Below are 15217 nucleotides of genomic sequence, written 5' to 3'. Positions count from 1 at the left end.
TCGGTGTGCGGACCCCGTTAACGCGGCAGAGCTCGCTCCGATGAAAGCGCCGATGAACGCGATGAAGCCTCAGTGGACGCGTCAGAGCCCGTCGATGCAGCTCTTCAGCGACGGCAGCGCCAGCACGAGCAGCGCGATCAACCAGCCGCCCGCGGCGAACCGGCGTCGAGGGACCTCCGCAGGGGCCGCGTAAAGCACGCCAACCGGCCGCCCCTCCTTCTCCCAGCGCTTCGCTTCCGGCGACGCGTCGAACAGCGCGTACCAGCGTCGCACGTTCTCCATCGATGTGACGACATGCAACCATTCGGGAAACTGCGCCGTGAGGATCCGCAGTTTGGACATGTCCTCCATCAGCAGGCGACGGCTCGGATCCTTGCCGTCGCGCAGCCGCCGGACGATTTCCGCGTAGACCTCGAAGACGTCGCGCGACAGCGCGAAGAAGTAGTCCCGCTGCATGATCGCCGCGTGCAGGAACTCGCCGACCTGTCCCAGCGTCTCCAGCCGACGGAAGTCCTGCTGCCAGCCGAAGACCTTGATGGCGGGCAGCAACAGGAACTGGTGTCCGGGCTGCCAGCCGTTGGCGAGCAGGATCGCCACCCGCGCCTCGAAGCGCGCCGGCGCATCGAGGCTCGCCAGCCGCGGATCCCCCAGCGCGGCGGTCAACGCCGCTTCGGCGGAGGCCTCGCTGTCGACCTCGGCGGACAGCTTCGCGTTGAATTCGTCGAACACGGCAAGGTCCGGATCGTCGCTTGCCTCGATTGCATCGAGGTGCGCGGGCACCGCGACTGTGTTCGCGATGTGGCCGACCGAGACGTCCTGTTCGCTGCTCGGGCCGAAGTCCGCTTCCTGCGCCGGTGCCGCTTCCGGTGCCGGGCCTTGCCGCACGCCTTGCCGATCGCGTTCGGCGACCCATTGCAACGCGGATTGGTAGTGCTCGCGCAACGCGTGGAAGGCATCGACCTCGGTCTCGTGATCTATCGCCTTCAGCCGCCGCGCGTAAGCCCGGCGCACGTCACGGTCGGTGGCCTGCGCGTCGATGCCCAGCGCGGTGAGGAAGTCGAGAGTCGTCGCGCTCACGTGTTGATTTTTGAGTTCACGGTCGATTCGCCGCGGCCGGAGAATAGCGCAGCCCCTTGATGGATCGCCGATGCCCAAACGCTCCTCCACTGCCGCCCTGCGCAAGGCCTGGAACAAGGGCCTGCGCGCCGTCACGGGTCAGGTCATGCGCGCGGCGACGAAGGTCGCCCGTGACGCCACCAAGGACGCCGTGCCCGGATTGGAGAAGACGCCGCCGCATCCGTCGCCGGGGCTCGGCGACTGGCTCTCCGGGCTGGCGAGCGGCCGCGCGGGCATGCGGCGCTTCCGGCTCTTCCGGCCTACGGGGATGAGCGCGGGCGACCGCCCGCCGCTGATCGTGATGCTGCACGGCTGCGGACAGGATCCGGCCGGCTTCGCGCGCAGCACGCGGATGAACCGGCTCGCGGCGCGCGAGCGCTTCCTGGTGCTCTATCCCGAGCAGAGCCGCCTCGCCAATCCGCAACGCTGCTGGAACTGGTTCGACACGGAGTCCGGTCGCGCGCAGGGCGAAGCCGCGCTGATCCTCGCCGCCATCGATCAGGTCTGCCTGCTCCACGGGGCCGATCGCGAGCGGGTGGCGCTCGTGGGACTGTCCGCCGGCGCGGGCATGGCCGCGCTGCTGGCGACGCTGCATCCGGAACGCTTCCAGGCCGTCGCGATGCATTCGGGCGTGCCGCCGGGTCTGGCGAGCTCCGCGACGAACGCCTTGCGCGCGATGCGCGGGCGAGCGCAAGCAGCGGGCGTGGAAGGCGGTACGGCGTGGCCTCCGCTCCTCGTCATCCAAGGCAATCAGGACCGCGTCGTTGCCGCCGCGAATGCGTTCGAGGCGGCGCGGCAATGGGCGCTCGCCGCGGGCGCCGCCACGGTGCACGATCGTCGCGTGCAGCGCGGCAAGCGGCTGCCGATGCAGATCGTCGACTTCAAGCGCGGCGGCACGATCGCGGCGACGCTCGTCGAGATCGACGGCCTCGGCCATGCGTGGAGCGGCGGTGCCGCGAAGGAGCCGTTCAGCGATCCGACCGGGCCGGATGCGACGGCGATGATCTGGCGCTTCGTCGCGAAGCGCTTCGCACCGAAGGGCTGACGTCCTCTGACTGCCCAGGCTGCTGGCCCTCACCCCCGCCCTCTCCCGCAAGCGGGAGAGGGAGTGAGAATGCACCGAGCCATTCGGAGCAGGAGCACTGGGGTGGCTCCCTCTCCCGCTTGCGGGAGAGGGTGGGGGTGAGGGCCAGCGGCGGTGGAAGTGCTGAAGCCTTCATGCCCTTTCGCCAAGGGGTGGCTTCAGGCTTCGAGCGCGCTGCCCGCGAGCAGGTCGCGCCATTGCTGCTGCTGTTCGAAGAACTGCCGCCAGGCCTCGTCGGCCAGCGCCTGGTGGCGATCCGCGTCGGCCGTCTCGTCGAGCATGCGGAAGGTCTGCGCCAGCCGACTGTGCGTGATCGCCCGATCGTCGAGCTCGCACTCGGGATCGAGCTCGATCTCGGCCTCGCGCGCCTGATGCAGCGCGTGCTCGCGCTGGCCGAGGTTGGCCCGGCACCACGCCAGGTCCGACAGCAGGCTGCTGCCCAGGCGTTCCAGCCCCAGCGACATGGCCTGCGGCAGATGCTCCTCGTAGAGGCGTCTGGCCTCGTCGAAGCCGCCCTGCATCGTCAGCACCTGCGCGCGCAGCACCGGTGTCAGCTCGGTCATCATCTGCGCGCCGACGGCCTCGTCGAAGTGGTGCACCGAGTCCACCGACAGCATCACCCCGGACCCGCGCCACGACTGGCTCGACAGGCTCTCGCGCCGCAGCTGCGACGCCCGCATGCCGGCCATGTTGAACATCAGCGCCGACAGCGACGCATCGTCGCCCTCCACCGACGCGTGGCGGCGCGCGCGGATGTACCAGCGCTGCGCGGACGCCAGGTCGCCGGCGTAGTGCCAGGCCAGGCCCATCGTGATCGCCAGGCGGGCCTGCGCCACGTTGTGCTCGGGCAGCGCCTCGCCCAGGCATCGCTGGGCGTAATCGACCAGCGCCACCGGATCGTGGCGGATGAAGGCCAGTTGCGACAGCCAGGCCGACGCGAGCACGCGCACCTCGATCAGCGCGGGCGAGCTGCCCGCGATCGCATGCGCGCGCTGGATGCGGTCCCAGGCCTGCTGCGCGACGAAGCCGTTGTAGTAGCTCATCAGGCCTTCGGCCATGTGCAGCCAGGCGCCGATCTCCGGATGCGGATGCTGGAAGGAGAGCTGGTGCAGCGCCGTCAGCGCCTCGCGCGCCTCGCCCACCGCGCCGTGACGCGCCAGCAGCATTGCGCGCTTGGCCCGCGCCGCGGCCGCGGCCATCGGCGAGGTCGCGGCGGCGATGTCCTTGTCCAGCTGCTTCAGGAGCCGGGACTTGATGACCACGGGGCCCGGGGCAGCGGAAGCGGCGGAAGCGGCCGGGGGCGGGGCTGGGGCGTCAGGCATGCCGGGCCTCAGCGGGTGAGCCGGTCGAGCGCTTCCTGGTACTTGGCGGACGTGTTGACGATCACGTCCTCGGGCAGGGCCGGCGGCGGCGCGACCTTGCCCCAGGGCTGGCCGTCCACCGTCGCCTGCTCCAGCCAGTCGCGCAGGAACTGCTTGTCGTAGCTCGGCGGGTTGCTGCCGACCGCATAGCTCTCCGCCGGCCAGTAGCGCGAGGAATCGGGCGTCAGCACCTCGTCCATCAGCGTCAGCGTGCCGTCGGCGTCCAGGCCGAACTCGAACTTGGTGTCCGCGATGATGATGCCCTTGGTCAGCGCGATGTCGGCGGCGCGCTGGTAGAGCTGGATCGCGATGTCGCGCACGCGCTCGGCCAGCTCGCGGCCGATGATGGCCGCGCAGCGCTCGAAATCGATGTTCTCGTCGTGGTCGCCCATCTCCGCCTTGGTCGCGGGGGTGAAGATCGGCTGCGGCAGCTTGCTGGCGTTCTGCAGGCCGGCGGGCAGCTCGACGCCGCAGACCTTGCCGCTGGCCTTGTATTCGGACCAGCCGCTGCCGGCCAGGTAACCGCGCACGACCGCCTCGATCGGCAACGGCTTCAGGCGCTTGACCAGCATCGCGCGGTCGCGGACCTGGGCCTTCTCCGCCTCGGTCACCACCGACAGCGGATCGTCGCCGGTCAGGTGGTTGGGCACGATGCCGTCGAGCTTGTCGAACCAGAACAGCGCCATCTTCGTCAGCAGCGCGCCCTTGCCCGGGATGGGCTCGTTCATGATGACGTCGAAGGCCGAGATGCGGTCCGACGCGATCATGAGGATGCGGTCCTCGCCGACCGCGTAGTTCTCGCGCACCTTGCCGCGTGCGATGAGGGGAAGGGAGGTGATCGACGAGGTGTGCAGGGCGGCGGTCATGGTGTGCGGTCGGGCGGAACGGCAAAGCCGGGATTCTAGAGGCGGCTCAAGACTGCCCGCCGACGCGGGGCGACCCGTCGATCCGCTTCAGGACGCCTCAGATCGACGTGAAGCCGACGTATCGCGAGACGAAGCGCGTCTTGCCTTCCCGCTCGAAGCGCGCCTCGTCCCAGTCGCCCTCATCGAGCCGGGACACGGCGCCCGGCTTGAAGAGATAGGTCCAGGCCCGCTGCCAGCTGCCGTCGGCCAGCGTCACCAGCACCTCGTGGCGCTCGTAGTCCTCGCCCTCGAAGCGGTCCAGTCGCGCCCACGCCGCGTCGGGCACGTCGAGGTAGAGCCGGCCGACGACCTGATGGCCGGTCGCCGGGACCATCCCCGGGTAGTCGTGGCCCCGCACCGGATGGCGCGCGTGGTCGGCCAGCGTCGCCGCCACTGGCGGCGCGGCGGGCTCGGCGTCGGTACCGCAGACGCGGGCCATGATGTCCGGCCACATCAGCGTGCCGTAGGTGAACGCATGTGCCATGAGCGGATTCCCAAAGACGAGTACGGAGATGAGGCGGGCAGAAATGAAAAGACCGGCGCGAGGCCGGTCCGTTCGGGGACGTTCTGACGCGTCCGGAGCTTACTGGACGACTTGCGCCAGCTCGCCGCGCTCATAGGCGGCGGCCACGTCGACCAGGCTGCGCGGCTTGATCTTGGGGGCCTGGCCTTCGCAGCCGAACTCCAGGTAGCGCGCCTTGCAGACCAGCTTGGCGGCTTCGCGGGCCGGCTTCAGCCATTCGCGGGCGTCGAACTTGTCCGGGTTCTCGAACAGGAACTTGCGCACCGCGCCGGTCATCGCCAGGCGGATGTCGGTGTCGATGTTGATCTTGCGCACGCCGTGCTTGATCGCTTCCTGGATCTCCTCGACGGGCACGCCGAAGGTCTCCTTCATCTTGCCGCCGTACTGGTTGATGATCGCCAGCAGCTCCTGCGGCACGCTCGACGAGCCGTGCATCACCAGGTGGGTATTGGGGATGCGCTTGTGGATCTCCTTGACCCGCGAGATCGCCAGGATGTCGCCCGTGGGCTTGCGGGAGAACTTGTAGGCGCCGTGGCTGGTGCCGATGGCGATGGCCAGCGCGTCCAGCTGCGTCGCCTTGACGAAGGTCGCCGCCTCTTCCGGATCGGTCAGCATCTGGCTGTGGTCCAGCTTGACGTCGGCGCCGATGCCGTCTTCCTCGCCCGCGTCGCCGGTCTCCAGGTTGCCCAGGCAGCCCAGCTCGCCCTCGACGGTGACGCCGACCTTGTGCGCCATCTGCACGACGCGGCGGGTCACGTCCACGTTGTAGTCGAAGCTGGACGGGGTCTTGCCGTCGTCCATCAGCGAGCCGTCCATCATCACCGAGCCGAAGCCCAGGTTGATCGCGCCCTCGCAGACCTTCGGGCTGGTGCCGTGGTCCTGGTGCATCACCAGCGGGATGTGCGGGTAGGCCTCGACCGCGGCCTGGATCAGGTGCTTGATGAAGGCCTCGCCGGCGTACTTGCGGGCGCCGGCGCTGGCCTGCAGGATCACCGGGGCGCCGACCTCGTCGGCGGCGGCCATCACGGCCTGCACCTGCTCCAGGTTGTTGACGTTGAATGCCGGAATGCCGTAGCCCTGTTCAGCTGCGTGGTCCAGCAACTGGCGCATCGAGACGAGTGCCATGAGAGTTCTCCGAGATAGTGAAAAATCCTGGGCCGCGGGCAGGCGACGCACCGTGTCGTCGACCTCGCCGTAACCGCGCCGTAACTGTTCGGGATTCTAGCGAGCCCCCATGACGGCCCTGTAACCAACCTGGGGCTCCCCCTGAACTGGTGCCATACCAGTCGCCTGCATGGCCCACCCGTCAGGGCCGCGCCCCCTGGCCGGCCGCCGGGCCAGCGCACGTGCACGGGCGAAGACGGGCGAGGACCGCATCCGCGCAAGCGCGCTCCCCCCGGACAGGGGTCTGTGCGCTTGCGCGGCGGCGGAAGCGGCCGGTAGGCTGTCGCCCGGGCGTCCCGGCCCGTCGGAGCAAGCGCCGTGCCTTGCCCCGCCGCCGGCGGCGAGGACCGCCCACGCGACCGCCGCTTCCAGGAATTCCATGACCCGCCTCGCGATCGATCAGCTCACGCTCTGGATCACCGCCGCCGCCAACGAGCACTCGCTCGACCTCCCTGCCTTCGTCGAGGAGCGCACCGGCGCCAGCCACCGCGCCACGCTGAACGCGCTGCGCCGCCTGGTCGACGCCCACTGGCTGACGCGCTCGGGCACGGCTCGCCGGCCGGTCTTCGGGCCGGGCGCGCTGCGGCAGGTGGCGCGCAGCTACACGCTGCACGGGCTGATGGAGGACGTGGTCTGGCAGCGCGACTACGCGCCCCACTTCACCCTGCCGCGCAACGTCGCGCGGATGATCCAGCACGGCTTCACCGAGCTGGTGAACAACGCCATCGACCACAGCGGCGGCACCAGCGTCACCGTGTCGCTGCGCCAGACGCCGACCCACGCGCAGCTGCTGGTGTCCGACGACGGCTGCGGCGTCTTCGAGAAGATCCGCGACACCTACGAGCTGACCGACGCGCGCCACGCGATGCTGGAGCTGAGCAAGGGCCGGCTCACGACGCAGCCGCAGGCGCACACCGGGCGCGGGCTGTTCTTCAGCTCGCAGCTGGCGGACGTCTTCGACATCCACGCCAACGGCAAGGCGTTCCAGCGCCGCGCCTGGGAGGGCAACGCGTGGAAGGACGGCAAGGGCCTGCCGCGCCAGGGCAGCTCGATCTACATGGCGATGTCGCTGGAGAGCACGCGCACGCTGGAGCAGGTGCTGGAGCAGTGGAGCGTCGACGGCACCGGCATCGCCTTCGACCAGACGCGGGTGATGCTGAACCTGGTCGTCGTCGCGGGGCAGATGCTCGATTCCCGCGCGCAGGCGCGACGCGTGGCGGCGCGGCTGCCGCAGTTCAAGCGGGCGGAAGTGGACTTCGACGGTGTCACCGATGTCGGTCACGCCTTCGCGGATGAACTGTTCCGCGTCTTCGCACGGGCGCACCACGAAGTGGAACTCGTGCCCCTGAACATGACGCCGCGCATCGCCGCGCTGGTGCAGGCCGCGCGCAACGCCTGAGGACGGATCCGCGCGTCAGAGATCGCTGTCGACCAAGGCCTGGAGCGCGGCGCGACTGCGGGCGATCGCCTGGTCCAGACGCGGCAGCAGCGCGGCGGGCTCGCTGCCCTTGGCCGCGCCGAACACGATGCCCTCTTCCACCACCGGCTTGGGCAACACCTGGAACTGCGCCCCGTTGCGCAGCGCGCGCAAGCGCCGCTCCAGCGCGGCGGCGCTGCCGCGGTGGGTCGCGATCAACGCGTCGCAGCGTCCCGCCGCCAGCATGCGCGCGCGGCCGCCGAGATCGGTGCCGCCGCCCTCGACGTGGAACAGCTGCTTCTGCCGGGCCTCCTCGAACGCCGCGCCGTAGGTCGCGCCGCGCGCCACGCACAGCGCGTGGCCGCGCAGGTCCTCGAGCCTGTCGAAGCGCAGGGGCCGCGCCTTCGGCACGACCAGCCAGCCGCGGCTCACGAAGACCGGCTGGCTGTACGCGAAGACCTTGTCCCGCGCCGGATTGCGCGACAGCCCGAAGACCAGATGCCGGCCCAGTTCCGCCCCCAGCAGCGCGCGCGGCCAGGGCAGCAGCAGCAATTCCCATTGCAGGTCGGCCGCCTCGGCGATCTGCTTCAGAAGCGGCAGGACGAAGGGCTGGTGCGTCTGCTCGCCGATCGCGAGCCGGACCGGTTCCCGGCCGTCCGCGGCGGCGCCCGGAGCGGCATCGATGCCCGCGTCGCCTTGTGCGAGCACGGTCCCGGCCGCCAGCCCCGCGCCCAGGCCCCCGATCAGCAGATCGCGGCGGCGCAGTGGTGTCACGGAGCGGCTCCGGGTGTCGGCTGACTCGTCAGCCGACCCGGCAGACCTTCAGCATGTTGGTGCCGCCCGGGTAGCCCATCGGCTCGCCGCAGGTGATCGCGTAGGTGTCGCCCGGCATCAGCACGCCGCGTTCGATCAGCAGGTCCTCGGCGGCCTTCAACGCCTCGTCGCGGTCGTTGAAGTTGGGCATCATCAGCGGCGTCACGTTGCGGTACAGCGCCATCTTGCGATGCGTCAGCACCTGCGAGGTCAGCGCGTAGATCGGCACGTGGATGCGGTGGCGGCTCATCCACAGCGCGGTGGAGCCGGACTCGGTCAGCGCCACGATCGCCTTGCAGCCCAGGTGGTGCGCGGTGAACAGCGCGCCCATCGCGATCGACTGGTCGATGCGGCCGAACTGGCGGTTGGCGAAGTCGGTGTCCAGCGTCACGAACTCGGCGTTCTCCGCCTCCAGCGCGATCGCGGCCATCTGCTGGATGGTCTCGACCGGAAAGCGGCCGGCGGCGGTCTCGGCGCTCAGCATCACGGCGTCGGTGCCGTCGAGCACGGCGTTGGCGACGTCGGACACCTCGGCGCGGGTCGGCACCGGGTTCACGATCATCGACTCCATCATCTGCGTCGCGGTGATGCAGACCTTGTCGAGTTCCAGCGCCATCTTGATCATGCGCTTCTGCAGCGCGGGCACGGCGGCGTTGCCGACTTCCACGGCCAGGTCGCCGCGGGCGACCATGATGCCGTCGGAGGCCTTCAGGATCGCCTCCAGATGCGGGATCGCCTCGTAGCGCTCGATCTTGGCGATCATGCCCGGCTTGTGGCGGAAGGGCTCGCCGGCCACGTTGGCCAGCTGGCGGGCCATCTCCATGTCGGTCGCGTTCTTGGGGAAGCTCACCGCCAGGTACTCGCACTGGAAGGACATCGCGGTCTTGATGTCCTCCATGTCCTTGCCGGTCAGGGCGGGCGCGGTCAGGCCGCCGCCCTGCTTGTTGATGCCCTTGTTGTTGGACAGCTCGCCGCCCTGCTTGACGATCGTGTGCACCTGCGAGCCGCGCACCGCCTCCACCGTCAGCACCAGCAGGCCGTCGTTGAGCAGCAGCGTGTCGCCGGGCTTCACGTCGCGCGGCAGTTCCTTGTAGTCCAGGCCCACGACCATCTCGTTGCCGGGCTCGGTGCGGTCGGCGTCCAGCACGAAGGGCGTGCCGTTCACCAGCTCGATCTTGCCGTTCTCGAACTTGCCGACGCGGATCTTCGGTCCCTGCAGGTCGGCCATGATGGCCACCTGCCGACCGGCGCGGGCGGCGACCTCGCGCACCATGCGGGCGCGGTCGATGTGGTCCTGCGCCTTGCCGTGCGAGAAGTTCAGCCGCACCACATCGACGCCGGCCTGGATCATCCGTTCCAGCACCTCCGGAGAAGAAGACGCGGGACCGAGGGTGGCGACGATCTTGGTGGCACGGGACATGTCTTGTCTCTGTCTGAAATTTAGTTACAGCGGGCAATTATGGGCCGTCAAACCTCGACGAGGCCAGTTTCGACAGGTTACCGCTGAGTTTCCAACGCTGCATGACGTCATGATCGCCCGCGCGAATGGCGCACCTGAAGCGCACCGCATGCACCATCCCGACGCCTCCCACTTCGCATCGCGTACTCCCGGGCCCAACGCGCGGCGCCGTGTCGCTGATTCACGGCTTCCGGCGCCAACACGCGGGTCCTAGGGGGACGGATCGGCGGCTGACGCGCTCACCATCCGCCGGTCCTTCCGACAGCTGGAGCATCACGATGGCGACTCATCTTCCAAGCCCGCGCCGCGCGCGGATTGCAGGCGGCTTGGCCGCATGCCTTGCCGCCTTGCTCAGCGGGGTGGCGCCGACGGGCGCGTCCGCCGAGGTCCAAGCCTACGCCGGCGCCGTGGGCGGCCAGGCGCAAGGATCGGGCAGTCCCTTCGCCTGCGCCACCAGTGGACCGACCATCGGCGACGGCTGGTTTGCCGGCATCGCGCTGCCGACGGAGGGCTTCGCCGGCTGCAGCCTGTCCGGCGGCATCGACAACAAGGTGGCCGCGGGCGGCACGCTGGTGTCCACGCAAGCCGTCACCGCGACCGTGGGCAGCGGGGGCACCTTCACCGGCCAGGCCGATGCGATCGCCTCGTACGGCAGGTTGGGTGTCTCGGCCAGCGGCACGATGACGGGGACGACCTCTGCCTTCATCTACCACCAGGCCGCGTCGTTCGCGCGATTCCAGGACACCTGGACGATCACGGCACCTGGCATCACGACTGGCACGGCGGGCACCTTGAACCTGGGCTTCCTCGTCGAAGGCGCGATGAGCAGCAGTCCGCATGCGCCGTCCACGCAGCAGGTCGACCTGGCGCTGGGCATGCGCTTCAACGGCAACAAGGGTGGACCGTGGGACTCGTTCATGGCGACGATCGTGAACGACGGCGAGCCTTACCTGCGCGGCGGCGGCACCTGGTCGCCGGGCAGCTTCATCACGTCGCCGGGCGCCTTCTCGGGCAGCGGCCTGGTGACGAGCACGGGCAACTTCTCGTTCCAGTGGGGTGTGCCTTTCGATGTCGAGGTAGCGCTGCGCACGCAGCTCTCGCCGTGCTGCATCAACGCGAGCCTGTCGTCGGACTTCCTCGGCACCGCGCTGCTGAAGGGCATCTACACGACGGCCGGCGGACAGACGATCACGAGCTTCAACGTGGCCTCAGTCTCCGGCACCGCCTACGGACCGGACGGCCTGCTGGCCGCTGCGGTTCCCGAGCCCGGCAGCTGGGCACTGATGCTGGCCGGCGCGGCCGGCCTCGTCGCCTGGCGCCGCCGTCGTCGTTGAAGACCTCGCTGAATCGGATCGGCCCGACCGGGGTCCCCTTCGCGCAACTTAGGGAGGGAATTCACTTGCCGGCAGGCAAGTGAAGGAGGGAGATGGAGCGAAGGGGACCCCGGTCGGGCCGATCCCGCTCAGTCCTTCGCGGCCTTCACGTCCGCGACCGCCAGCGCCGTCATGTTGACGATCCGTCGCACGGTCGCCGACGGCGTCAGGATGTGCACCGGCCGCTTCGCGCCCAGCAGGATCGGCCCGACGGTGACGCCCTGCCCCCCGACGACCTTGAGCACGTTGAACAGGATGTTCGCCGCGTCCAGTGTCGGCAGCACCAGCAGGTTCGCGGAACCGGACAGCGTCGACTCGGGCAGGAAGTTGTTCCGCACGTCCTCCGACAACGCCGCGTCGCCATGCATCTCCCCATCGCATTCGATGGTCGGATAAGCGGCGGCGAACAGGTCGCGGGCGCGGCGCATCTTGACCGCCGACGCGCGCTTGCTGCTGCCGAACATCGAGTGCGACAGGAAGGCCACCTTCGGCGGCAGGCCGAAGCGCTGCAGTTCCTCGGCGGCCTGCCAGGCGATGTCGGCGAGCTGCTCGGCCGTCGGGTCTTCGTTGACGAAGGTGTCCGCGATGAAGAGCGTGCGCTGCTCCAGCATCAGCGCGTTCATTGTCGCGAAGTTGGAGACTTCCGGCTTCAGGCCGATCAGGTTCTGGATGTGTTCCAGGTGCGAGTCGAAGCGGCCGACCGTGCCGCAGATCATCGCGTCGGCGTCGCCGAGCTGGATCGCGAGCGCGCCGATCGTCGTGTTGGAGCGGCGCACCGCCGACTTGGCCATCTCCGGCGTGAAGCCGTTGCGGCCCATGACCTGGTGGTAGGCCTCCCAGTACTGGCGGAAGCGGTGGTCGTTCTCGGGATCGATGACAAGGGCGTCCTCGCCCAGCTTGATCCGCAGCCCGGCGCGCTTCAGGCGCATCGCGATGACTTCGGGACGGCCGATCAGCGTCGGCTTGGCCAGGCCTTCGTCGAGCGCCACCTGCACCGCGCGCAGCACGCGCTCATCCTCGCCTTCGGCGTAGATGACGCGGGCCGGATGGGCCTTCGCTTCGGCGAAGACCGGGCGCATGAACATGCCGGTCTGATAGACGAAGCGCGAGAGCTGCTCGCGGTAGGCGGCCATGTCCTTGATCGGACGCGTGGCGACGCCGGACTCCTCGGCCGCCTTGGCCACCGCCGGCGCAATGCGCAGGATCAGCCGGCTGTCGAAGGGCTTGGGGATGATGTAGTCGGGACCGAAGGCCAGGTCTTGCCCGGCATAGGCGGCGGCGACTTCGGGGGGCGTCTCGGCCTTGGCCAGTTCGGCGATCTCGCGCACGCAGGCGAGCTTCATCGCCTCGGTGATCTTGGTCGCGCCGCAGTCCAGCGCGCCGCGGAAAATGTACGGGAAGCACAGGACGTTGTTGACCTGGTTCGGATAGTCCGACCGGCCCGTCGCGACGATGCAGTCGGGGCGCGCTTCCTTGGCGAGCTCGGGGCGGATCTCCGGCTCCGGATTGGCCAGCGCCAGGATGATCGGCTGGCGCGCCATGGTCTTGACCATCTCGGCGGTCAGCACGCCGGCGGCCGAGCAGCCCAGGAACACGTCCGCATCCTTGACGACGTCGGCCAGCGTGCGCGCCGGAGTGATCTGGCAGTAGCGCTGCTTGGACTCGTCGAGCTTGGCGGCGTCGGCGCGCTCGCTCTGGATCACGCCCTTGGAGTCGACGACGAAGACGTTCTCGCGCTTCACGCCCAGGCCGACCATCACGTCCAGGCAGGCGATGGCCGCGGCGCCCGCGCCCGACACCGCCACCTTCACCGCGCCGATGTCCTTGCCGACGAGCTCCAGGCCGTTCAGCAGCGCCGAGCTCGAGATGATCGCCGTGCCGTGCTGGTCGTCGTGGAAGACGGGGATGTTCATGCGCGCGCTCAGCTGCTTCTCGATGTAGAAGCACTCGGGCGCCTTGATGTCCTCGAGGTTGACGCCACCCAGCGTGGGCTCCATCGCCGCGATGATCTCGACGAGCTTGTCGGGATCGCGCTCGGCCAGCTCGATGTCGAAGACGTCGATGCCGGCGAATTTCTTGAACAGGCAGCCCTTGCCTTCCATCACCGGCTTGGCGGCCAGCGGGCCGATGTCGCCCAGGCCCAGCACCGCGGTGCCGTTGGTGATGACGCCGACCAGGTTGCCGCGCGAGGTGTATTCGGCGGCCAGGGACGGGTCCTGCTCGATGTCGAGGCAGGGATAGGCGACGCCCGGCGAATAGGCCAGCGACAGGTCGCGCTGGTTGGCCAGGGGCTTGGTCGGCGTGACGGCGATCTTGCCGCGCGTCGGGAAGCGGTGGTACTCCCGCGCCGCTTCGCGCAATGCGGCCTCGGCCGGGCTGAGGTCGAGGCCGTCGTTCTTGTCGGTCATGCAAATCTCCGTCGGGGGCGCAAAGCTTAATCCTCCGGCTCCGGCGGCGCGATGAATTCAGCTTTAACTCCCATGCAAAGATGGCAATGGCCGATGCACGCGGTGGCACCCGCATCGGGAATTGCCCGCAAGTTGGAGCAAGCTCCCTAGATCCGCGCGCAAGTGCCGGCAGCCGTGCGCCCATCACGACGTGCGAAGAACGTGCTCACTAGAATGCGCCCCGCTGTCGACTACCTCTTCCGAGTTCCGCCGTGCCTGCCTCCTCCCCTGCTTCGCAGCGTCGTGCGCTGCTTCGCCTGACCGCCGCCCTGCCCGTCACCCTCGCCTTCGGCGCCCCGCGCGCCCTGTTCGCACAGACCGCCGCGCTGGCTGGGGCCGGGGCCTCGTTCCCCTCGCTCGTCTACAGCCGTTGGGCCTCGGCCTATGAGAAGACCAAGGGTCAGGTCGTGAGCTACAAGCCGACCGGCTCCGGCGACGGCGTCAAGCAGATCACCGCGCGCGGCGTGGCCTTCGGCGGCAGCGACTCGCCGCTGGCGGCCGACGAGCTGGCCAAGCGCAAGCTCGTGCAGATCCCGATGCTGGTCGGCGGGATCGTGCCGGTGGTCAACCTGCCGGGGGTGCCGGAGGGCCGCCTGCAGCTCACCGGCGACCTGCTGGCCGAGCTGATGATGGGACGCGTCGCGAAGTGGAACGACGGCCGCATCGCGGCGTTGAATCCCGGCGTCGCGCTGCCGGCGCTGCCGGTCAAGCGCATCGTGCGGGCCGACAAGTCCGGCACCACCGAGGGCTACACGCGTTATCTGGCTGCGGTGTCGCCGGCCTTCGCCAAGGACATCGGCGTGAACGCGCAGCCGAAGTGGCCCGGCGAGGTCGAGGCGGCCGAAGGCAACGACGGCATGGCCAAGGCGTTGAAAGCGGCGCCCGGCACGATCGCGTACGTGAGCTACGACCGCGTGCAGCGCGACAGGCTCAACGGCGTGCGCCTGCGCAACGCCGCCGGCCAGTGGGTGGCAGCCGGCGAGACCGGCTTCAAGTCCGCGATCGCCAACAGCGACCTCTCGCGCAAGGGCGACGACCTGGCCTCGCTGATGGACCGCGACGGCGCGGAGAGCTGGCCCATCACGATGACCAGCTTCATCCTGATCGACGCGGCCCCCGCGACCAGCGTCGGCGCGGCGCCGGTGATGAGCTTCCTGTACTGGTGCTTCATGCACGGCGACGACCTGACGCGCGGCACCGGGTTCGCGCCGCTGCCCGTCGCGCTGCAATCGAAGCTGGCCGCGCGCTTCGCTGCGGTCAAGCCGGCGGATGGGAAGCTGCCGGCTTATCTGGGGATCTGAAGTCGTTCCAGCCCTCTCCGGCAGCGCAGGAGAGGACGCAGGAAAGCTTCAGTACTTCCACCGCCGCTGGCCCTCACCCCTGCCCTCTCCCGCAAGCGGGAGAGGGAGTAAGAAGGGTGCCGCCAGGCAACGGAAGAACGGTAAGAAGTGAGCCGGTCGGACTCCCTCTCCCGCACCGCGGGAGAGCAACCGTGTCAAGCGCCCTCGGCACTTCTCCAGGGTTGGCCGGTTTTGAAGATGGCGTTGAGGATGAC

General features: G+C 69.3%; 12 protein-coding genes. 4 read left to right on the top strand and 8 right to left on the bottom strand.

Features of this window, described 5'->3' with window-relative positions; genetic code table 11:
- Window positions 1-81 precede the first annotated feature (81 nt).
- Window positions 82-1155: a hypothetical protein gene (locus AC07O8_RS08650; protein ID WP_495047635.1), complete on the bottom strand. Its 1074-nt coding sequence runs from the start codon at window positions 1153-1155 to the stop codon at window positions 82-84.
- On the opposite strand from AC07O8_RS08650, the gene AC07O8_RS08645 reads away from it, so the two are divergent.
- On the top strand, window positions 1148-2161 hold the full coding sequence (locus AC07O8_RS08645) for an extracellular catalytic domain type 1 short-chain-length polyhydroxyalkanoate depolymerase (protein WP_495047634.1): 1014 nt from the start codon (window positions 1148-1150) through the stop codon (window positions 2159-2161). The genes AC07O8_RS08650 and AC07O8_RS08645 overlap by 8 nt on opposite strands.
- A gap of 197 nt (window positions 2162-2358) precedes the next feature.
- Here the strand turns inward: AC07O8_RS08645 and AC07O8_RS08640 are convergent, their stop codons facing one another.
- The 4 genes from AC07O8_RS08640 to fba all read right to left on the bottom strand — a co-directional run bounded on the left by AC07O8_RS08640 (window position 2359) and on the right by fba (window position 6114).
- Window positions 2359-3462 carry a hypothetical protein gene (locus AC07O8_RS08640; RefSeq protein ID WP_495047633.1) on the bottom strand — a complete coding sequence of 368 codons (1104 nt, stop codon included), beginning with the start codon at window positions 3460-3462 and terminating at the stop codon, window positions 2359-2361.
- 68 nt (window positions 3463-3530) lie between these two features.
- Window positions 3531-4427: a phosphoribosylaminoimidazolesuccinocarboxamide synthase gene (locus tag AC07O8_RS08635; protein WP_495047632.1), complete on the bottom strand. Its 897-nt coding sequence runs from the start codon at window positions 4425-4427 to the stop codon at window positions 3531-3533.
- Window positions 4428-4524: 97 nt separating this feature from the next.
- Entirely contained in the window at window positions 4525-4950 is a 426-nt protein-coding gene (locus AC07O8_RS08630; RefSeq protein ID WP_495047631.1) for a gamma-glutamylcyclotransferase family protein, read from the bottom strand.
- Between the two features lie 99 nt (window positions 4951-5049).
- Window positions 5050-6114: a class II fructose-bisphosphate aldolase gene (fba, locus tag AC07O8_RS08625; RefSeq protein ID WP_431049875.1), complete on the bottom strand. Its 1065-nt coding sequence runs from the start codon at window positions 6112-6114 to the stop codon at window positions 5050-5052.
- A gap of 418 nt (window positions 6115-6532) precedes the next feature.
- On the opposite strand from fba, the gene AC07O8_RS08620 reads away from it, so the two are divergent.
- Window positions 6533-7552 (top strand): ATP-binding protein, encoded by a 1020-nt coding sequence (locus AC07O8_RS08620; RefSeq protein ID WP_495047630.1) that lies wholly within the window; start codon window positions 6533-6535, stop codon window positions 7550-7552.
- A 15-nt stretch (window positions 7553-7567) separates the two neighbouring features.
- On the opposite strand, the gene AC07O8_RS08615 is transcribed toward AC07O8_RS08620, so the two are convergent.
- Complete coding sequence (locus AC07O8_RS08615; protein ID WP_495047629.1) at window positions 7568-8344, bottom strand: substrate-binding periplasmic protein; 777 nt, start codon at window positions 8342-8344, stop codon at window positions 7568-7570.
- 28 nt (window positions 8345-8372) lie between these two features.
- Window positions 8373-9803 (bottom strand): pyruvate kinase, encoded by a 1431-nt coding sequence (pyk, locus tag AC07O8_RS08610; RefSeq protein WP_495047628.1) that lies wholly within the window; start codon window positions 9801-9803, stop codon window positions 8373-8375.
- A 365-nt stretch (window positions 9804-10168) separates the two neighbouring features.
- On the opposite strand from pyk, the gene AC07O8_RS08605 reads away from it, so the two are divergent.
- Window positions 10169-11176, top strand: a complete 1008-nt coding sequence (locus AC07O8_RS08605) for a PEP-CTERM sorting domain-containing protein (protein WP_495047627.1) — start codon at window positions 10169-10171, stop codon at window positions 11174-11176.
- Window positions 11177-11304: 128 nt separating this feature from the next.
- On the opposite strand, the gene AC07O8_RS08600 is transcribed toward AC07O8_RS08605, so the two are convergent.
- The gene (locus tag AC07O8_RS08600; protein WP_495047626.1) at window positions 11305-13623 is read right to left on the bottom strand and encodes an NADP-dependent malic enzyme; all 2319 of its coding nucleotides are present in this window, start codon (window positions 13621-13623) and stop codon (window positions 11305-11307) included.
- A gap of 251 nt (window positions 13624-13874) precedes the next feature.
- Here AC07O8_RS08600 and pstS point away from each other — a divergent pair, with 251 nt between their 5' ends.
- On the top strand, window positions 13875-14963 hold the full coding sequence (gene pstS / locus AC07O8_RS08595; protein ID WP_495047625.1) for a phosphate ABC transporter substrate-binding protein PstS: 1089 nt from the start codon (window positions 13875-13877) through the stop codon (window positions 14961-14963).
- The last annotated feature ends 254 nt before the right edge of the window (window positions 14964-15217 follow it).

It is taken from the genome of Roseateles sp. GW821-FHT09G09, from assembly GCF_059415965.1.
This window is presented reverse-complemented; position numbering and strand designations above follow the sequence as displayed.